A 19,432-nucleotide genomic window follows, 5' to 3' on the forward strand; every position below is an offset into this window, starting at 1 on the left:
TCCCAGTGTGGCCGGTCACCCTCTCAGGCCGGCTACCCGTCAAAGCCTTGGTAGGCCATTACCCCACCAACAAGCTGATAGGCCGCGAGCACATCCCCCACCCAAAAAAGTTTCCACACACCCCCATGCAGGGACATGTCATATCCGGTATTAATCCCCCTTTCGGAGGGCTATCCCAGAGTGAAGGGCAGATTACTCACGTGTTACTCACCCGTTCGCCGCTCGAGTACCACCGAAGTGGCCTTTCCGCTCGACTTGCATGTGTTAAGCACGCCGCCAGCGTTCGTCCTGAGCCAGGATCAAACTCTCCGTAGAAAACCTACAAAAAACTCAAACCTGACAACAAACCCCAGCAAAAAGCCAGAATCATCATCAAAAACCCAAACCAACAACAACCCCACAACCAAAAGGCCACAAGATCGCCATTGACAGGGCACACAAACCAATTCATCGACTATCAATGACACACTGTTGAGTTCTCAAACATCAGACATACATCGCGCTCGGCCTCTCGGCCTCGCTACGGCGACTGGTGAAACTTAGCGGGAGGAATTCGGCTGACGCAAATCGGCTTCTTCTCTCGCTCACCCCGGCGCACACGACGTGCCCGGACTTCGGACTGCAGGCCTCTCGGCGCGCTCGTCCTCCACCCGGAAAGGTGTGTGTTGGAGGTGGTCTCCCGGGGCCGGCCGCCCGACCCGTTCCGGATCTTGCTGCCCGCCGCTCCCTGGCGACCCGGAGAACATTAGGGGACACCTGCCGCGACCACAAATCGAGTCGGTGTGGTCTGGGGCACACCCGCGTTTGCGCAGGTCAGAGGCCCTGTGGCGGCGACTGCGCGACGATTCCGCGCGTGTCGGAGGGCCGCGGGCAGCCCGCGAGCCGCATCGCGTCGACCAGCTCCTGCGTCAGCCTGGTCAGCAGCCCTGCGACCTCGGGCGCTCCCCCGGCCGCCAGGGCGTGCACCGGGAGCCGCCCGCAGAAGACCGCGTCGGCGCCGAGCGCGAGCCCCGCCAGCACGTCGAGACCCGACCTGATCCCGCCGTCGACGTACACCTCCACGTCGTCGCCCACCTCGGCGGCGACGTGCGGCAGCGCGTACCGGGTGCTGACCGCGCGGTCGAGCTGGCGGCCACCGTGGTTGGACACCCAGACCGCCGCGGCACCTGCCTCGACGCACGTGCGCGCGTCGTCCGCGCGCAGCACTCCCTTCACCACCACCGGCAGCCCCGTGGCCTCGCGCAGCCAGCCGATGTCGTCAGGCGTGACGTCGGCGGCCCACCGCACGCCGGCAGGCGCGTCCACGTTGCAGCGGAACCAGCTGAGGTCGATCCCCCGCCAGTCCTCCTCGCGCGGGACGCGCTTGTCCCCCGGCACGGGCGTGTCGACGGTCAGCACCGCCGCACGCGCGCCCGCGCGCACCGCCGCCTCGAGCATGGGGACCAGCTCGGCCCGTCGAGGCGGGAGGTAGGCCTGCACCCACCAGGGCGACCCCACGTCGATGGCGGCGAAGGGGTACCCGGCGTTGGAGGAGACCACGTGCAGCGCCCCCGCCGCCGCTGCCCCCCGCGCCATCGCCCGCTCACCGTCGGGATGGGCCACGCGCTGCATCGCCGTCGGCGCGACCCCCACGGGAGTGGCGAGGTCGGCGCCGAGCAGGGAGGTCGACACCTCGACGTCGGTCACGTCGCGCAGCACCCGAGGCGCGAAGCGTACGTCGGCCCAGGCGGCCTCGGCCTCCGCGGCGGTGACGCCCTCGAGCGCGCCGGTCCGGGTGTAGTCCCACATCGGCTCCGGCATGGCGGCCCGGGCGCGTTCGGCCAGGTCCGCCTGCCAGGTCATCGGGGCAGGACCTCGACGCCCGCGAAGCTCTTCTTGCCCCGCCGCAGCACCAACCACGAGCCGGCGACCAGGTGGGCCTCGGTCGGCACCAGCTCGGGGTCCTCGACGCGCTCGTTGTTGAGGTAGACGCCGCCCTCGGAGACGGTCCGCCTCGCCTCGCCCTTGCTCTTGGCCAGCCCACTCTCCACGAGCAGGTCCAGGATCCCGGGCAGCTCACCGCTGACGGTGGTCGTGCCGGCCTCGCGGAGCGCGGCCCCGAGGGTCGCCCCGCGCAGCTCGGTCAGGTCCCCACCCCCGAAGAGGGCAGCGGCGGCGGCCTTGGCCTGCTCGGTCTCCTGGGCCCCGTGGACGAACGTGGTCACCTCGTCGGCCAGCGTCTTCTGGCCGGCCCGCAGCCACGGCTTCTCCCGGGTCTGCGCCTCGAGCGCCTCGATCTCCTCCCGCGGGAGGAAGGTGAAGACGCGCAGCAGCTCGCCGAGCTTCTCGTCCTCGGTGTTCAGCCAGAACTGGTGGAAGGCGTAGGGAGAGAGCATCTCGGGGTCGAGCCAGAGCGCCCCGCCCTCGGTCTTGCCGTACTTGGTCCCGTCGGACTTGGTCAGCAGCGGCGTCGCGAAGGCATGGGCGCGCCCGCCGGCCGCGCGGCGGATCAGCTCGACGCCGGCCGTCAGGTTGCCCCACTGGTCGGAACCGCCGAACTGCAGCGTCACGCCGTGGTCGCGGTAGAGGTTGAGGAAGTCCAGCGACTGCAGCAGCACGTAGCTGAACTCGGTGTAGCTGATGCCCTGCTCGAGCCGGCGGCTGACGACGTCGCGGGCGAGCATCCGGTTGACCGGGAAGTGCTTGCCGATGTCGCGGAGGAAGTCGATGGTCGACAGGCTGGCGGTCCAGTCGTAGTTGTTGACCATGGTCGCCGCGGCCGGGCCGTCGAAGTCGAGGAACGGCTCGATCTGGCCGCGCACGCGCCCGACCCAGTCCTTGACCACGTCGAGGGAGTTGAGCGTCCGCTCGCCGCTGTCGCGAGGGTCACCGATCATCCCCGTCGCCCCGCCCACGAGCGCGTACGGGCGGTGTCCGGCCCGCTGCAGCCGGCGGGCCGTGAGCACCTGGACGAGGTGGCCCATGTGGAGGCTCGGCGCGGTCGGGTCGAAGCCGACGTAGAACCGCACGCTCCCCTGGGCCAGCGCCTCGCGCAGGGCGTCGAGGTCCGTCGAGTGCGCGATCAGGCCGCGCCACTCGAGGTCGTCGAGAAGGGTGGGGTCGAGGGACACGCGGTCACCTTCCTGGGTCGTCGTCGGGGTCCAGCCTGCCGCATGGCCCGTGCGGGCGCACACCGGTTCCCGCGGGAGCCTTCACCCGGTCGGGTGGCTCGGTCGTCCTCGCTACCATGCCCCGGTGATCGCAGGCAGGTACGAGCTCTCCCACGAGATCGGCCGTGGCGGCATGGGCGCCGTGTGGCTGGCCCAGGACCGGGTGCTCGGTCGTGAGGTGGCCGTCAAGCGGATCGGCATGATGCCCGGGGGCGCCGCGCCCGGCGGCACCACGCCCGACCTGGAGCGGGCCGAGCGCGAGGCCCGGCTCGCGGCGCGGCTCAACCACCCGCACGTGGTGCACGTCTTCGACCTCGTGGTCGACGACGAGGGCCAGTGGCTCGTGATGGAGTACGTCGAGGGTCGGACCCTCGCCGCGACGATCCGCGAGGAGGGGGCGCTGTCGCACGGGCGGGCCGCGGAGCTGATCGGCCAGGTGGCCTCGGCCCTGGCGGCCGCCCACGCGGAGGGGATCGTCCACCGCGACGTCAAGCCGTCCAACATCCTGGTGGGCCCGGACGGCGAGGTGAAGCTGTCCGACTTCGGCATCGCCCGGGCCGAGGCCGATCCCTCGTTGACCCAGACCGGCCTGGTCACCGGCTCGCCGGCGTACCTCTCCCCGGAGGTGGCGTCCGGTCACATGGCGACCTCCGCGAGCGACGTGTGGTCGCTGGGGGCGACCCTCCACCACGCGCTGTCGGGCCGTCCGCCCTACGAGGTCGGCGAGAACCTGATGGGTGCGCTGTTCAAGATCGTCCACGAGGACCCGCCGCGACTGGCCGACGCCGGGTGGCTGGCACCGCTCCTGGCCGCCACCATGACCAAGGACCCGGAGCAGCGCTGGTCCATGGAGCAGGTCCGCGACTTCCTGCTCGCCGGCCCGACCGCCGCCTCCGCACCCCAGGACTCGACCCAGGTGCTGGCGCCGGCCGCACCGCCGCCTCCGGCGACGCCCGTGTCGACGCCCGTGCCGTCCGGCTCCACCGCCACCTCCTCCACCGCCCCCGCTGCTCCTGCCCGCCGGCGACGTCTCCTCGGGCCGCTGCTGGCGGCGGCTGCGGTCGTCGCCCTGCTCGGCGTGATCGCCTGGCTGGCCCTCACCGGGGACGACGGGACCACGCCGACGATCGACCGCCCCAGGGCCAGCGACTCCGCCGGGACCGGCGGCGGTGGGGGTGACCAGTCGCCGTCCCCGTCGGCCGAGCCGGCCACCGCCGAGGGCATGGAGTCCTTCATCGGCACCTACCTCTCCACGGCTCCCTCCTCCCCGGAGAGCACCTTCGAGATGCTGACGCCGGGCTTCCAGCAGGCCAGTGGCGGGCTGGATGGCTACACGGGCTACTGGTCCACCATCTCGAGCGCGACGCTGGTCGACGCGAAGGCCGACCCGGAGACCCTCGTCATCCAGTACGACGTCGACTACGTGCGACAGGACGGCAGCCAGGTCTCCGACAACGTCACCCTGCAGCTCGAGTACCGCGACGGCGAGTACCTCATCGCAGACGAGGCCTGACAGACCCAGGGGTTAACCTTCCCGGCGTGCGTATCGCCTCCGGCCGCCAGGTGTGGCTCGCTCTCGGTGTCACCCTCGTCGCTGTCGCGGTGGGCTACGTCCTGGCCACCTGGGGCCTCTCGGCCTGGCACCGCTCCCAGTCGGTGCCGACCGCGGGCGCCCCAGCGCTGCCGACGGCGGTCGACAACGCTCCGCCCTCGGTCGCCACCACCGACGCCTACGGTCCCCTCGGCACCGTGTCCATGGTCTACGCCGGCACCGACGTCAGCGAGGGGCTCTTCGGATCGGTCGAGAACCCCTGGCTGGCCATCTCGGACCGTACGGGCGACTACCGCGCGATCAGTGCCCCCGGGCTCCCCGATCCCGCAGAGGGGAGCGTGTCGGTCACCGCGGCCGGGGACCTGCTCGCCTGGGCGACCGGCGACGCCGTCGCCCTCTACGACCCGGTGACCGACGAGACCCGCGAGGTCGCGCTCGAGGGTGCCACCGCGGTCGGGCGCTTCTCCGCCGACTCCGAGCTGCTGCTCGTGCACGCCGACGGGCTGCGGGTGCTGCGGGTCTCCGACGGCGAAGTCGTCACCGGTGTCGACGGCACCGCGGAGGAGGTGGCGCAGCACGCCGCCTGGCGACCCGACGGCTCGGCCGTCGACTACGTCGAGGGACAGCAGCTGGTGACCCTCGCAGTGCCCGACGGGACCACCACCACCGCTCCCACCACGTTCCGCGACGACACGACGCTCGCCTGGTCGCCCACGGGCGAGCAGCTGGTGGGCCTGCAGGAGGTCGACGGCGTGGTGCGCCTGCTGTCGGCGTCGCCCGAGGGCGAGCAGGTCGGCGAGCCCGTGGAGACCCGGGTGCCGGGGGTCTCGCTGCAGCAGCTGCTCGGCTTCAGCGGCGACCGGACGCTGGCCGTCAGCGCCTACTTCCTCGAGTCGGGGGCGGTCGAGCGGGTGGTCGACATCCCCCTCGACGGAGGCTCCCCCGTCGACATCACCACCCTCCCGTCCGAGGGTGAGAACTGGACCGGCAGCGCCACCTTGGCCGTCGCCGCCGACTCCCTGCGGGCCGGCAGCACCGACTACGGCAGCCACCTGTGGCCGTGGAGCAACCAGGCACGACTGATGACGTGCATCCTGCTGGGGATCTTCGGCCTCGGGCTCTGGGTCACCCGTCGCCCGCGGGCCGCGCGCCGTCGGCGCTGACCGTCACCGGTACTCCGGGTTCTCGAAGTCGAAGCGGGTCCCCGCGTCCCAGGCAGTGCGCTGGTTGCCGTGCGCCGGGATGCCGCCGGCCTCACGCAGCATCCGGGCCAGGTGCAGCAGGTTCCACGTCATGAAGGTCGTGTTGCGGTTCGTGAAGTCGTTCTCAGGCCCCCCGCTGCCCTCGTCGAGGTACGACGGCCCCGGTCCAGCCTCCCCGATCCAGCCCGCGTCGGCCTGCGGCGGGATCGTGTACCCGATGTGCTGCAGGGAGTAGAGGACGTTCTGGGCGCAGTGCTTGATGCCGTCCTCGTTGCCGGTGATCAAGCAGCCTCCGACCCGGCCGTAGTAGGCGTACTGCCCCTGGTCGTTGAGCTCGCCCGAGCCGCCGTACAGGCGCTCGATCACCTGCTTGGTGATGCTGGAGTTGTCTCCGAGCCAGATCGGACCGGCGATCACGAGGATGTCGCTCGCCATCACCCGCTCGTGGATCGCCGGCCAGGCGTCGCTCGCCCAGCCGTGCTCGGTCATGTCGAGGTAGACGCCCGTCGCGATGTCGTGGTCGACCGCGCGCACCACCTCGACCTCGACGCCGTGCTTGCGCATGATGGCAGCGCTGACGTCGACGAGGCCCTGTGTGTGGCTGGGCTCCGGGGAACGCTTGAGCGTGCAGTTGAGGAACATGGCGCGGAGGTTGCTGAAGTCGAGGTCCACGTCCCCACGATGCTCCCGGGCGGGCCGATCTGTCATCCCCCGGGCAGGCTGGGCTGTGGTACACCAGAAGCATGGAGTGGTTGCTGATCGCCCTCCTCGCCGGGGGAGGTGCCGTCGCCGCGCGGAAGCTCTCGGCGCGGCGTGCGGTCCAGCGCGAGCACGTCGAGGAGGTCGAGAGCGTCCGTCGGCTGGCCGAGGAGGACGTGACGGCACTCGGCGAGCAGCTGCAGCGCCTCGGCGACGAGGTCGCCGACCGGGAGCTCGACGCCGCGACGCAGCAGGACTACCAGACGGCGCTCGATGCCTACGAGTCGGCGAAGTGGAAGGCACCGAGGCTGCGCGAGCCCGACGAGATCAGCGTCCTCATCGACACCCTCTCCTCCGGGCGCTACGCCCTCGCGTGCGTGCAGGCCCGTGTCGCCGGGCGCGAGGTCCCCGAGCTGCGCGTCCCCTGCTTCTTCAACCCGCAGCACGGCCCGTCGGTCCACGACGTGCTGTGGACCTCGGCCCGCCACGGCACCCGCCGCGTCCCCGCCTGCGGCCAGTGCGCCGCCCGGATCGCATCGCGCGAGAAGCCCGAGGTGAGGACGGTGAAGATCGGCTCGCGCACCGTTCCCTACTGGGAGGCGGGCGCGGCCTACATGCCGTACACCGTCGGCTACTTCTCGCCGACCAGCTTCACGATGGGCGCCGCCGGGGTCGCCTGGGTGTGGGAGATGCCGGCGGACCCGGGGATCGGCCACCACGGGGGCGACTACGGCGGGGGCCACGACTCCGGAGGTTTCGACGGGGGCGGCTTCGACGGCGGCGGGGGCGACGGCGGCGGCCTGTGAGGTGACCTAGCGCGCCAGGACGGTCCGCGCGAGGGCCAGCATCTCCTCGCGCAACCGGTCGTCGTCGAGGTCGGCCAACCGAGGGTCGATGCCCGACTGCGCGAGGCCCGAGCCGACCAGCGACACCGCGACCCGGCGACGGGTGTCGGGGTGAGGTCCCAGCAGCAGGGCCACCAGCCGCTCGGCCAGGGTGTTGAAGGCCTCGTGCGACTCGACGACCCGGCCGGCCTCGGGGTCGCGCAGCATCGTGGCCATCGCCTGCCGGTGGCGCATCATCAGGTCCACCAGCCCGACGAGCGCGGCGTCGCTGCGCGCTGCCGGCGTCTTGGCCGCCTCTGCCTCGTCGAGGAAGCGCGCCATCTCCTCCAGCGCCTCCTCGAGCACCGCGAGGACGATCTCCTCCTTCGCGTGGAACTGGTAGTAGACAGCCGCCTTGGTGACCCCGAGGTGCTCGGCGATCATCTGCAGCGAGGTGCCGCTGACGCCGTGCTCGGCGAAGAGCTCCATCGCGGCGGCGATGACCCGCGCCCGTCCCTGGCCGCGCGGGGCCTGCGGTCTCGCCATCGTCACCCCTTCGTGGTCGTCGCGACGTGATGTCGTTCACGCTAGCAGCCGGAGTTAGCCGTTCGGCTTGTCTGAGCCTAGCCGCTCGTCTAACTTCAGGTCATGGCCTCTCTCCTTCACCGTCTCGGGCGCTTCGGGTTCCGTCGCCGCGGCCTGGTCGCCGCGACCTGGCTGGTGCTGCTGACCGCGCTCGGCGGCTCGCTCGCCCTCGCCGGCACGGCCCCGACCAGCACCATCACCATCCCCGGGACGGAGTCGCAGCAGGCCCTCGACGCGCTCGCCGAGGAGTTCCCCCAGGCGAGCGGGGCCTCCGGCACGGTGGTGCTCCGCGCTCCCGAGGGCGAGACGGTGACCGACGCCGCCAACCGGGAGACGGTGCTCACGGTCGTGCAGCGGGCCAACGAGCTGCCGGGAGTGGTCGGCGCGACCAGCCCCTTCGACACGCAGGCGGTCAGCGAGGACGGTCGCTACGCGCTGGTGAGCGTCCAGTACGCCGACGCCGCCGACGCCCTCACCGAGGAGGAGCGGTCGGCGTACGAGGAGGTGGGCGCGGACGCGCCTGACGGGTGGGCCGTGGCCGCCGGTGGCGAGCCGCTCATGACCGAGCCCGAGATCGGCTCCACCGAGGCGATCGGCGTCGCGGTCGCGCTGCTCGTCCTCGTCATCACCTTCGGCTCGATGGTCGCCGCCGGCATGACCATGCTCAACGCGCTCGTCGGCGTCGGCGCCGGCATGCTCGGACTGCTGCTCGTCGGGCACGTCGCCGACCTGACGAGCGTCACGCCCGTGCTCGCGCTGATGCTGGGCCTGGCGGTCGGCATCGACTACTCGCTCTTCATCACCTCCCGCTACCGGCACAACATCGCGATCGGCCTGGACCGCGAGGAGGCCGCCGGCCAGGCGGTCGGCACCGCCGGCTCGGCCGTCGTCTTCGCCGGCCTGACGGTGATCATCGCGCTGGCCGGGCTGGCCGTGGTGGGCATCCCGTTCCTGACCTCGATGGGCCTCGCCGCGGCCGGCACCGTGGCGGTCGCCGTGCTCGTGGCGGTGACGCTGCTCCCTGCCGTGCTCGGCTTCGCCGGTGACCGGGTGCTCTCGCGGCGGCAGCGCCGGGCAGACGGCAGGTCCGGTGACCTCGAGGACGCCGACGACAACGGTGGCTTCCGCTGGGGACGGCTCATGGTCCGCCGCCGGGTCCCGGTGCTGCTGGCGGGCATCGCGGCGCTGGGCGTGCTCGCGATCCCGACCGCGAGCATGCAGCTCGCCCTGCCGGACGACGGCACCGCGCCCGAGGGCACGAGCAAGCGCGAGGCGTACGACCTGGTGGCCGAGGGCTTCGGCGAGGGGTTCAACGGTCGGCTGCTCATGGTCGTCCACGGCTCGGACCAGGCGGGGGTGCAGCAGGCGGGGGTGCAGCAGGCGGCGACCGAGGCCGGCGAGGCGGCGGCAGGCGTCGAGGGCGTGCTCGCGGTGGCCCCGGGCGGCGCCAGCCCCGACGGCCGTACGGTCCTGCTGGGCGTCGTCCCGGAGTCGGGCCCCTCGCAGGAGGCGACCTTCGACCTGGTGCGCGACGTCCGTGGGGAGCTGTCCGCGGTCGCGGACCGGACCGGGTCCGAGGTCTCGCTCACCGGCGTCACCGCCGTCGGCGTGGACGTCTCCGAGAAGCTCGCGGCCGCGCTCCCCGTCTATCTCCTGGTCGTCGTCGGGCTGAGCTTCGTGCTGCTCATGATCGTCTTCCGCTCGGTCCTCGTACCCCTCAAGGCGACGCTCGGCTTCCTCCTCACGGTCGGCGCCACCTTCGGTGCGACGGTCGCGATCTTCCAGTGGGGCTGGCTCTCCGGGCTGGTCGGCCTCGACACGGGCGGGCCGCTGGTCAGCTTCCTGCCGATCCTGCTCATCGGCATCCTCTTCGGGCTCGCCATGGACTACGAGGTCTTCCTGGTGTCGCGGATGCGCGAGGACTTCGTCCACGGCGAGACGGCCCGCGAGGCGATCGTCTCCGGCGTGGGCCACGGCGCCCGGGTCGTGGTCGCCGCGGCGCTGATCATGGTGTCGGTCTTCGCGGGCTTCATGCTCGTCGACGACCCGATCATCAAGTCGATGGGCTTCGCGCTGGCCTTCGGCGTCCTCGTCGACGCCTTCGTGGTCCGGCTCTCGCTCGTCCCGGCGGTGATGTCCTTCCTCGACGACCGGGCATGGTGGCTCCCCCGCTGGCTGGACCGGCTGCTGCCGGACGTCGACCTGGAGGGCGAGTCGCTGCGACGCGGCGCGGACACTGCCGCCGAGCCGCAGGCGGAACCCGCGGCGCGCTAGCGCGATCGGGTGAACCGGGAGTCGGCACCGCTCTGCCAGACTGCCCCGGACGGCCACCCGGCCGAGAAGGAGTGACCACACATGAACACTCGCACGATCGCCATCGCGGCCCTCGTGATCGCTGTCATCGTCCTGCTGTTCCTGGTTCTCTGAGCCCGGCGGGCCGCGCCCGGTCACCGGGCGCGGCCCGAGCGTCACCCCTCCCGGCTCTTCCGCACGGGTCGCTCCAGGTGGTACGACGAGGGGACGCGACGGCCGGCGCCGAGTCCTCGGCGTACCCGGCCGCGTCGGACCGAGGGAGAGCCGCATGACCGTTCTCGAGAGCGCACAGCTGCTGGCCGAGCTGGAACCCACCGTGGCGGAGAACCTCGACCGCCATCTCGGCACCGCGGACGACTGGATGCCGCACGAGTACGTCCCCTGGAGCCTGGGGCGCGACTTCGCCGACCTGGGCGGGGAGCCGTGGCAGTCCGCCCAGTCGAGCCTCTCCCCCATCGCGCGGACGGCGCTCGAGGTCAACCTGCTCACCGAGGACAACCTGCCGAGCTACCACCGCGAGGTCGACCGGGCCTTCGGACGCGACAGCGCCTGGGGCACGTGGGTGAACCGGTGGACGGCCGAGGAGGGCCGCCACGCCTTCTGCATCCGTGACTACCTGCTCGTGACCCGCGGGGTCGACCCCGACGAGCTCGAGCGGGCCCGGATGGAGACGATGGAGGTCGGCTACGCCACCGAGGACAAGCCGCTGCTCAACGTCTGTGCGTACGTGTCGTTCCAGGAGCTCGCGACCCGCGTCTCCCACCGCAACACCGGCCGGTTCACCGGTGAGCCGATCGCCGAGAAGCTGCTCACCCGGGTCGCCAAGGACGAGAACCTGCACATGATCTTCTACCGCAACATCGTGCAGGCCGCCCTCGAGCTGGCGCCCAGCCAGACGCTGCGGGCGATCACCGACGAGGTGATCGACTTCCAGATGCCGGGAAGCATCATCCCCGGCTTCAGCCGCAAGGCCGTGCAGATGGCCAAGGCCGGGATCTACGACCTGCGGATCCACCACGACGACATCGTCGGCCCCCTGCTGCGCCAGTGGCGCGTCTTCGAGCTCGAGGGGCTCGACGCCGAGGGTGAGCAGGCCCGGGACGAGCTCGCTGCTGCCGTGGCCGCGCTCGACACGGAGGCCACCCGTTTCGTCGAGCGGCGCGAGGAGGCCGCCGCCAAGAAGGCCGCGCGTCAGGCGGGCCAGACCCTCACCAGGTGAGCTCGACCTCGAGCTCTCCCTCGTCGTCCCCGATCTCGACCTCGATCTTGAGCTGCACCACGTCCGGGATCCGGACCTTGACGCGCGCTCCCCCGCGCGCGAACTCGACCTCGTTGTGGCGGGCCAGCGCGTCTGCCAACGTGTGCAGGCGTCGGGCTGCCTCCTCGCGACTCATCTCCGCCGTGTCGGCGATCTCGACCAGGTCCATGGGTGCCTCCTAGCTCGGTTGGTCCTCGAAGACTGCCACCCGACCCGAGGCAGCCGCTTCCCGCAGCGCGGCGTGGTCACGCTCGTTCTGGTCGGCGTAGGCCTCGGCGAAGGTCGCCAGGGACCGGTCGAACCGATCACCGGAGCCGAGGTAGGAGGCGACGGCCACCGCGTCACCCGACCGTGCGTGGGCCCGGGCGAGCGTCCAGCCGCACAGCCGGGCGTACGACGCCATGGTGGAGGGCGTCATCGCCTCGATGATCGCCGAGCCCTTGCCGTCCCAGAGCTGGCGAACGTAGAAGTCCCGCCCGACACCGTCGACCCCGCCGGACCTCACCCAGCCGAGCAGCACGTCGCTTGCCGACTGCATCAGCCGCTGGCCCTCGACCACCCGTTGGCCGTGGTTCGCGAACCGGCTGGCCCCGAGGAAGGACTCGAGCACCGAGGGCTGGGCCTCCTTGGCCTGCAGCAGCAACGGGTCGGCGTCGTCGTCGCCGAGCATCAGCACGATCCAGGCCCGGGTGCCGACGCTGCCCACCCCGACCACCTTGCGCGCGGCACCGGCGTAGCGGAAGCCCTCGATCAGGTGGCGGTGGTCGCCGCCCAGGCTCCGACGGTAGGAGCGGAACAGGTCGCGCAGCGCCCCCGCGACCCGGTCCGCCTCGACGTCGGGCAGCAGCTCCTCCAGCGGCACGATCATCGGCGGGTCACGGATCAGCTGCGGACGGCCGTCCACGGTGCGCACCAGCTTGCCGTAGGCCTTGAGGCTGTCCTTGCCCCTGGCCTTGCGGACGTTCTTGCGGAAGCGCTTGAGCTCGGCCGGGTCGAGCTGGCCCTCGGCCTGCGCCTCGATCTCCTCGACGTCGAGCCGGGCGTACCAGACGTCGAGCCTGCGCATCGTCGCGAGCTCCCGGATCGACTCTCGGTAGGAACGGACCACGGCGAGGTTGATGCCCTGCCGCTGGGTGACGTCGAAGCCACGGTCCCTGCCGGCCACCGCGAAGCTGGCGACCAGCCGCTTCACGTCCCACTCGAAGGGGCCCGGCAGGGTCTCGTCGAAGTCGTTGAGGCTGAAGACCAGCCGCCGGTCGGGAGCGGCGAAGGTGCCGAAGTTCGACAGGTGGGCGTCACCGCACAGCTGCACGGTCAGCCCGCTGCGCGGCGTCGCCGCCAGGTCCGAGGCCATCAGCAGCGCCGCACCACGGAAGAACGTGAAGGGCGACGCGAGCATCCGTGCGTAGCGGAGGGGGACGAGCTCGGGCACCCGGCTGAGGGCCTGCCCCTCGAGGAGCTCGACCGGGTCGGGTCGCTCCCCCGCCTGCTCCCATCCGCGGTGCACCGAGCGCGGAACGCGGGAGCGGGCCTCCCTGCCCCGGGCCTTGCGCTGCTCCCTCGTGGGCGGCTCGTGGGTGACGGAAGGGGTCATGCCCCCATGGCACGGCATCGCCGCGGCGGACGCATCACCCGGAGGGCATGAGGCCGGTCCGGCCGCGTGCGGGCCAGCTACTGGCGCGCCATGGCGACGCGCAGCCGTTCCTCGGGCGTGATCAGGTGGTCGGCGTCCTCGGCGTCGTCGCCCAGGTCGATCTGCACCCAGCGCACCTTGCCGGTGAAGATGCTGCTCTCGCCCGCGTAGTCGGTGCTCACGGGGGACGCGCTGTCGCGACCGATGTCGGCCGTCTCGTCCGCCGAGAAGACCATCGGCACCGTGGCGTCGACCCGCCCCTCGCCGACCTTGGTGCCGTCGAGGTAGAGCGCCACGTGCCCGCCCTTCCCCAGCCCGCCGCCGTCGTAGGTGAACTCCATCCTCACCTGGTGGTTGCCGGCCGGGATCGGTGTCTCCCCCTCGACCACGAACCGCTGCACCCCGAGCAGGTTGTAGCAGTAGCGTGGCCGGCCGTCCTTGGCGTAGAGGCTCCAGCCGGCAAAGGCTCCCCCTTGGGCGATGATCACACCCTCCGCACCCGAGGCCGGCACCTCCACCTCGGCGGTGACGGCGTGCGACTTGTTCTTGACGTTGAGGACGGAGGCCTCGGTGAGCCGGCCCATCCCTCCGAACAGCGTCTGGGACTGGCCGCTGACGAGCACCGGACGGCCGGCCAGGTCGGAGTTGAACCGCTCGATGCGACGGTCGTCGAGCGGGAGGACGTCGTACTTCCGCGCCTCCGCCAGCCACAGCTCCTTCAGCTCCGTCAGCTTCTCGGGCAGCTCTGCGGCGAGGTCGCGGGACTGGCTCCAGTCGGTCCTCGTGTCGTAGAGCTCCCAGACGTCCTCGTCCAGCGGGGGCAGCGGAGCGTTCACCCACGGGGTGCTGTGGCGGGTGACGGCGGTCCAGCCCTGGTGGTAGATGCCGCGGTTGCAGAACATCTCGAAGTACTGCGTCTCGTGGCGGTCGGCCACCTGTGCGTCGTGGAACGAGTACGCCATGCTGACGCCCTCCAGGGGGCGCTGCGTCACGCCGTTGACGGCTGTCGGCTCGACCAGGCCGGCTGCCTCGAGGACGGTGGGGGCGACGTCGATGACGTGGTGGAACTGCGCCCGGACCTCGCCCCGCGCGCTGAAACCGCGCGGCCAGTGCACGATGGTGCCGTTGCGGGTGCCGCCCCAGTGCGAGGCGACCTGCTTGGTCCACTGGTACGGGGTGCCCATCGCGTGCGCCCAGCCGACCGCGTAGTGGTTGTAGGCCGTCGGGGTCCCGAACTCGTCGATCCGCGACGCCACCAGCTCGGGGGTCTCCAGGGCGTCGGCGCCGTTGAAGATGAAGGTCTCGTTGAACGAGCCGTTGACGGTCCCCTCGGCCGAGGCGCCGTTGTCGCCCACGATGTAGTAGACGAGCGTGTCGTCGAGAACTCCGAGCTCCTCGATCGCCTCGACCAGGCGACCGATGTGGTGGTCGGTGTGCTCGAGGAAGCCGGCGTACACCTCCATCTGCCGGGCGAGCACCGGCTTCAGCTCGTCGGGCATGTCCTCCCAGGCGGGGATCTCCTCATGGCGTGCCGTCAGCACCGTGTCGGAGGGGACGACCCCGAGCTCCTTCTGCCGGGCGAGGATCTCCTCGCGCAAGACGTCCCAGCCTGCGTCGAACCGGCCGCGGTACCGCTCCGACCACTCGGTCGGGACGTGGTGCGGTGCGTGCGTGGCACCGGGGGCGTAGTAGACGAAGAAGGGCTTGTCGGGCATCAGCGACTTCTGCTGGCGGACCCAGCCGATCGCGCGGTCGGTCATGTCCTCGGTGAAGTGGTAGCCCTCCTCCGGCGTCTTCTCCGGCTCGACCGCCGAGGTCCCCTCGTAGATCCCCGGGTAGTACTGATTGGTCTCGCCGCCGATGAACCCGTAGAAGTGCTCGAAGCCACCGCCGCCGGTCGGCCAGGCGTCGAAGGGCCCCATCGGGCTGGTCTGCCAGACCGGGACCTCGTGGCACTTGCCGAACTGAGCCGTCGAGTAGCCGTTGAGCCGCAGGGTCTGCGCCAGCGGGGCGCAGGTGTTGGGCCGTACCGAGCTGTAGCCGGGCGCCGAGGTCGCCAGCTCGGTGATGACCCCCATCCCGACCGAGTGGTGGTTGCGGCCGGTCAGCAGCGCCGCTCGGGTCGGAGCGCACAGGGCCGTGGTGTGGAACCGGTTGTACTTCAGCCCACCCGCCGCGAGCCGCTCCGCGGTGGGTGTGCGGCACGGTCCCCCGAAGGCGCTCGAGGCCCCGAAGCCGACGTCGTCCAGCAGGACGATCAGCACGTTGGGTGCGCCGGACGGCGGCCGCGTCGGCTGGATCGGGGGAAAGCTCGCGTCGGGATCCCGCGCGTCGAAGGGCAGGACCCCGTCGTACGCGCGGTCCGGGACGGGGAGGCTGTGGTGGCCAGGCTGGTCGGTCATCCCCCCATGCGACGGCACCCGGGCTCTTCGCGCATCGTCCGGAGGGCGTGAGCCGGCGGTGCTCTCGACCGCTGCCGTGACGCACCGGTACGGGTGGGGCGGGTGGGGCTCGAACCCACGACCCAAGGATTATGAGTCCTCTGCTCTGACCGACTGAGCTACCGCCCCGCGGGCGCCGAGCCTAACGGGGCCGGTCGGCCTCAGCGCGACCGCGTGGCCAGCATCTGCTGCATGCGGGATATCTCGACCCGCTGGTCGGAGTCGACGTGCTGGGCGACCTGGAAGGCCTGCGGCTCCTGGCCACCGGCGCCGCTGCTCAGCAGGTCGTCGACCATGGTCACGGCGCCCTGGTGGTGGCGGATCATGTAGGCGAGGAACAGCCGGTCGAACTGCTCCCCCCGGGACCGCTCGAGGCGGGCCAGCTCGGCACGGGTGAGCATCCCCGGCATCAGCTCGGCGTGGCCGCCGTGGTGGTGGCTGTGGGCGCCGTCGGCCGGGACGTCCTCGCCGCGCTGCACCAGCCAGTCCTCCATCTGGGCGATCTCGTCGAGCTGTGAGACCTCGAGCCGCTCGGCGAGCAACGCGATCTTGGGGTCTGCCGCGCGCTTCTCCACCATCGCCGTCATCTGGAGCGCCTGCTGGTGGTGGGGGATCATCGCCTGCATGAAGCCGACGTCCGCGTCGGTGTGGGCGGGCGCAGCCGACTCCATCTGGTCCGGCGACAGGGTGCGGTTCTCCTCGCCCGGGGCACCCAGCTGGACCACCGGCGCACCCGACTCGGCCTCGGGCTCGGCATCCGGTGTCGACGTACAGCCGGCGAGCACCACCGCGCAGAGCAGCACCGACGCGGACACTCGCACCGACACCATGGCGCCTCCGGTCGTGGAACTCTGCCCGCCATTTTGGGGCTGGCGGACGGGATGAGCACGAGACTATCTTGACCAGCAGGTGAGGGTACGCCGCTGCAGGTCGAAACCCCGTTTCCTGTGGTGGCCCCCCTGGGGAGGGCACGATGCACGAGCGAGTCAGCACGACGTTCCGACGAGTCGCAGGCCTGACGGGGGTGGCAGCGCTCGTCGTTGCCATGGTCCCACTCGGCGCAGCCGCCGCGGAGGACCCACGGGTCGACCTGCCACCCGGCTACTTCCCCTGGAGCGAGGCGAGCAGCAACATCGACCTGCTCGACAACGACCCCCGGGTGGCGCCGTTCGACGCCCCTCCGGGCAACTTCGGCTTCGTCAACTCCGACCTCGCCTTCTCGGGTGACCGGGCCTTCGTCGGCAGCTTCAACGGCTTCCAGGTCTACGACCTCTCCGACGCGACCAACCCGGTGCTCGAGACCTCGTTCGTGTGCCCGGGCGGCCAGGGCGACCTCTCCGTGTACGGCGACCTGCTCTTCATGTCGGTCGAGGAGACCCGCGGCCGCATCGACTGCGGTTCGCAGGGCGCGCCAGGTGCGGTCAACCTCGAGCGCTTCCGCGGCATCCGGATCTTCGACATCAGCGATGTCAGCAACCCGGTGCAGCTCCCGGGTGTCCAGACCTGTCGCGGGTCGCACACCCACACGATCGTCACCGACCCCGACGACCCGGACAACATCTACCTCTACAACTCCGGGACGTCCTCGGTCCGGTCGCCCGACGAGCTGGCCGGGTGCGAGAACGCCAACGTCAACACCCAGGACCCGGTGACGACCGGCAACCCGACGCAGTGGCGGATCGACGTCATCAAGGTGCCGCTGGCGGCTCCCGAGACGGCCGCCGTCGTCAGCCAGCCCCGGATCTTCACCGACCCGGACACCGGCGCCTTCAACGGGCTGCAGAACACGCTCCCCGGCACGCTGCACCCCGCCGGCACGGCCTACTCGCCGCTCCCGAACACCAACACCTGCCACGACGTGACGTCGTTCCCGGCCAAGGAGCTGGTCGCGGGTGCCTGCCAGGGCAACGGGATCCTGCTCGACACCTCGGACCCGGTCAACCCGGTGCGCCTCGACGCCGTGTCGGACCCGAACTTCTCCTACTGGCACTCGGCGACGTTCAACAACGACGGCACCAAGGTGATCTTCACCGACGAGTGGGGCGGCGGGACCTCGGCCCGGTGCCGGGCGACCGATGCACCCGAGTGGGGCGCCGACGCGCTGTTCGACATCTCCGGTGACCAGATGGACTTCGCCAGCTACTACAAGATGCCGGCCGTCCAGACCGTCAACGAGAACTGCGTGGCCCACAACTCCTCGCTGGTCCCCGTGCCCGGACGCGACATCCTCGTCCAGGCCTGGTACCAGGGCGGCCTGTCGGTCATCGACTTCAGCGACACCGCGAACCCCGTCGAGATCGCCTACTTCGACCGCGGCCCGGTCAACTCGCCGTTCCCGATCCCCGACCCGACGAACCCGAACCGGATCAACCTCGGTGGGCTCTGGTCGACGTACTGGTACAACGGCCAGGTCTACGGCAGCGAGCTCGCCCGGGGCTTCGACACCTTCGGCCTGCTGACGAGCGACATGCTGAGCGAGAACGAGCTCGACGCTGCCCGGGAGGTCCAGGTCGAGGAGTTCAACGCCCAGCACCAGCTGATGACGACGTGGGAGCCGAGCTTCAACGTGGTCGGCGCCTACTTCGACCAGGCCGTCCGGTCCGGCGAGCTCTCCGGCAAGACGCTCAAGAAGGTCGAGAGCCACCTGACCCGGGCCGAGAAGCTGGACGGTCGCGGCAAGTCGGCCGTCGCGCAGCTGAAGCAGGCAGCCAAGCGGTTGAGCGACGAGGGCGACCAGGGCGAGCTCAAGCAGGCCATCCTCGACCTCGCGGAGGCCCTGGGCTGACGGACAGGCGGCTGCGCGCAGCGCGGATCGAGGGCATGCTCTGAGCATGGACAACGAACCGCTGGAGGCCCTGCCCGAGGACTGGGAGCGCGCGCTGTGCGTGGTCGCGCACCCCGACGACATGGAGTTCGGGGCCGCGGCCGCCGTCGCCCGGTGGACCGGACAGGGCAAGCACGTCACGTACTGCATGGTCACCAGCGGCGAGGCCGGCATCGACGGGATGCACCCCAACGAGTGCCGGACCGTCCGCGAGGCCGAGCAGGTCGAGTCCGCGCGGGTCGTCGGGGTGGACGTCGTGGAGTTCCTCGGCCAGCCCGACGGGATCCTGGAGTACGGCGTCCCGTTGCGGCGGGTGATCGCCGAGACCGTGCGCAGCCACCGGCCCGACATCGTCATCACCGGGAACTTCCGCGACACCTGGGGAGGTCGCAACCTCAACCAGGCCGACCACATCGCCGTCGGCATGGCGGTCCTCGACGCGGTGCGGGACGCGGGCAACCGCTGGGTCTTCCCGGAGCAGCTCGAGGGCGACCTCGAGCCGTGGGGCGGCGTCCGTGAGGTGTGGGCGTTCGGCTCACCGCGGGCGGGCCATGCCGTCGACACCACCGACACCTTCGACGCCGGGGTGACCTCGCTCGAGGCGCACCGCGCCTACATCGACGGGCTGGGGTGGGAGCACTTCGACCCCCGGGAGTTCCTGGAGGGGATGGCACGCCCGACCGGGCAGCGCCTCGGCGTGGCGATGGCCGCGCCGTTCGAGGTGTTCCCGATGGGGTGGGGCGAGTAGTCGCCAGGCGTCAGAGGCCGGTCGGCGGGCCCCAGGGAGTGTCGCGCGGGTCGCGGATCCCGAGCCGGTCGTTGCCGAGCTCGGACGACAACGACATCCGGGTCTGGCGACGGCCGGTCCAGACGCCCATCCACACGACGCCGGCCAGCAGGCCCACGAGGACGAACAACCACATGGCGCACCTCCGTGTGAAGTGAACCACAG

The 19,432-nt window shown here is 71.2% G+C and carries 16 protein-coding genes, 1 tRNA gene and 1 rRNA gene (1 of these 18 only partly in view); 7 read left to right on the plus strand and 11 right to left on the minus strand.

What is annotated here, in order from left to right; all coding sequences use genetic code 11:
- The 3 genes from EXE57_RS04385 to tyrS form a co-directional block, all read right to left on the minus strand.
- Positions 1-315: ribosomal RNA gene (locus EXE57_RS04385) — 16S ribosomal RNA — on the minus strand; it reaches 1,209 nt to the left of the window's first position.
- Between the two features lie 498 nt (positions 316-813).
- Complete coding sequence (locus EXE57_RS04390) at positions 814-1,842, minus strand: alpha-hydroxy acid oxidase (protein ID WP_135074352.1); 1,029 nt, start codon at positions 1,840-1,842, stop codon at positions 814-816.
- On the minus strand, positions 1,839-3,110 hold the full coding sequence (tyrS, locus tag EXE57_RS04395; protein WP_135074354.1) for a tyrosine--tRNA ligase: 1,272 nt from the start codon (positions 3,108-3,110) through the stop codon (positions 1,839-1,841). The genes EXE57_RS04390 and tyrS overlap by 4 nt, the downstream gene beginning before the upstream one ends.
- A 124-nt stretch (positions 3,111-3,234) precedes the next feature.
- Between tyrS and EXE57_RS04400 the strand changes: the two genes are divergently transcribed.
- Positions 3,235-4,662, plus strand: a complete 1,428-nt coding sequence (locus EXE57_RS04400) for a serine/threonine-protein kinase (protein WP_135074356.1) — start codon at positions 3,235-3,237, stop codon at positions 4,660-4,662.
- Between the two features lie 26 nt (positions 4,663-4,688).
- On the plus strand, positions 4,689-5,864 hold the full coding sequence (locus tag EXE57_RS04405; RefSeq protein WP_135074358.1) for a hypothetical protein: 1,176 nt from the start codon (positions 4,689-4,691) through the stop codon (positions 5,862-5,864).
- 3 nt (positions 5,865-5,867) lie between these two features.
- Here EXE57_RS04405 and EXE57_RS04410 read toward each other — a convergent pair whose 3' ends face one another.
- Positions 5,868-6,575: a flavodoxin family protein gene (locus EXE57_RS04410; protein ID WP_244246993.1), complete on the minus strand. Its 708-nt coding sequence runs from the start codon at positions 6,573-6,575 to the stop codon at positions 5,868-5,870.
- Positions 6,576-6,646: 71 nt separating this feature from the next.
- On the opposite strand from EXE57_RS04410, the gene EXE57_RS19615 reads away from it, so the two are divergent.
- Positions 6,647-7,408 (plus strand): hypothetical protein, encoded by a 762-nt coding sequence (locus EXE57_RS19615; protein WP_167305816.1) that lies wholly within the window; start codon positions 6,647-6,649, stop codon positions 7,406-7,408.
- A gap of 6 nt (positions 7,409-7,414) precedes the next feature.
- Here the strand turns inward: EXE57_RS19615 and EXE57_RS04420 are convergent, their stop codons facing one another.
- A complete protein-coding gene (locus tag EXE57_RS04420) occupies positions 7,415-7,972 on the minus strand; it encodes a TetR/AcrR family transcriptional regulator (protein WP_135074362.1) in 558 nt (185 codons plus the stop codon).
- Positions 7,973-8,074: 102 nt separating this feature from the next.
- Between EXE57_RS04420 and EXE57_RS04425 the strand changes: the two genes are divergently transcribed.
- Both EXE57_RS04425 and EXE57_RS04430 read left to right on the plus strand, forming a co-directional pair.
- Positions 8,075-10,285 carry an MMPL family transporter gene (locus EXE57_RS04425; protein WP_135074364.1) on the plus strand — a complete coding sequence of 737 codons (2,211 nt, stop codon included), beginning with the start codon at positions 8,075-8,077 and terminating at the stop codon, positions 10,283-10,285.
- A gap of 307 nt (positions 10,286-10,592) precedes the next feature.
- Entirely contained in the window at positions 10,593-11,543 is a 951-nt protein-coding gene (locus tag EXE57_RS04430) for an acyl-ACP desaturase (RefSeq protein WP_135074366.1), read from the plus strand.
- Here EXE57_RS04430 and EXE57_RS04435 read toward each other — a convergent pair.
- The 5 genes from EXE57_RS04435 to EXE57_RS04455 form a co-directional block, all read right to left on the minus strand.
- Positions 11,533-11,751, minus strand: coding sequence for an amphi-Trp domain-containing protein (locus tag EXE57_RS04435; protein ID WP_135074368.1), 219 nt, complete (start codon positions 11,749-11,751; stop codon positions 11,533-11,535). The genes EXE57_RS04430 and EXE57_RS04435 overlap by 11 nt on opposite strands.
- 9 nt (positions 11,752-11,760) lie before the next feature.
- Positions 11,761-13,176, minus strand: a complete 1,416-nt coding sequence (locus EXE57_RS04440; protein WP_135074370.1) for a DUF2252 domain-containing protein — start codon at positions 13,174-13,176, stop codon at positions 11,761-11,763.
- A 77-nt stretch (positions 13,177-13,253) separates the two neighbouring features.
- Entirely contained in the window at positions 13,254-15,617 is a 2,364-nt protein-coding gene (locus EXE57_RS04445) for an arylsulfatase (protein ID WP_135074372.1), read from the minus strand.
- A gap of 94 nt (positions 15,618-15,711) precedes the next feature.
- Positions 15,712-15,785, minus strand: a tRNA-Ile gene (locus EXE57_RS04450).
- A 32-nt stretch (positions 15,786-15,817) separates the two neighbouring features.
- On the minus strand, positions 15,818-16,486 hold the full coding sequence (locus EXE57_RS04455; RefSeq protein ID WP_135074374.1) for a DUF305 domain-containing protein: 669 nt from the start codon (positions 16,484-16,486) through the stop codon (positions 15,818-15,820).
- Between the two features lie 143 nt (positions 16,487-16,629).
- On the opposite strand from EXE57_RS04455, the gene EXE57_RS04460 reads away from it, so the two are divergent.
- Positions 16,630-18,441, plus strand: a complete 1,812-nt coding sequence (locus EXE57_RS04460; protein ID WP_208542965.1) for an LVIVD repeat-containing protein — start codon at positions 16,630-16,632, stop codon at positions 18,439-18,441.
- Between the two features lie 46 nt (positions 18,442-18,487).
- Entirely contained in the window at positions 18,488-19,228 is a 741-nt protein-coding gene (locus EXE57_RS04465) for a PIG-L deacetylase family protein (RefSeq protein WP_135074376.1), read from the plus strand.
- A gap of 10 nt (positions 19,229-19,238) precedes the next feature.
- Here EXE57_RS04465 and EXE57_RS19620 read toward each other — a convergent pair whose 3' ends face one another.
- The gene (locus EXE57_RS19620; protein WP_167305817.1) at positions 19,239-19,403 is read right to left on the minus strand and encodes a hypothetical protein; all 165 of its coding nucleotides are present in this window, start codon (positions 19,401-19,403) and stop codon (positions 19,239-19,241) included.
- Between the last annotated feature and the right edge of the window lie 29 nt (positions 19,404-19,432).

The sequence above is a fragment of the Nocardioides euryhalodurans genome, assembly GCF_004564375.1.
Classification (GTDB): Bacteria; Actinomycetota; Actinomycetes; order Propionibacteriales; family Nocardioidaceae; genus Nocardioides; species Nocardioides euryhalodurans.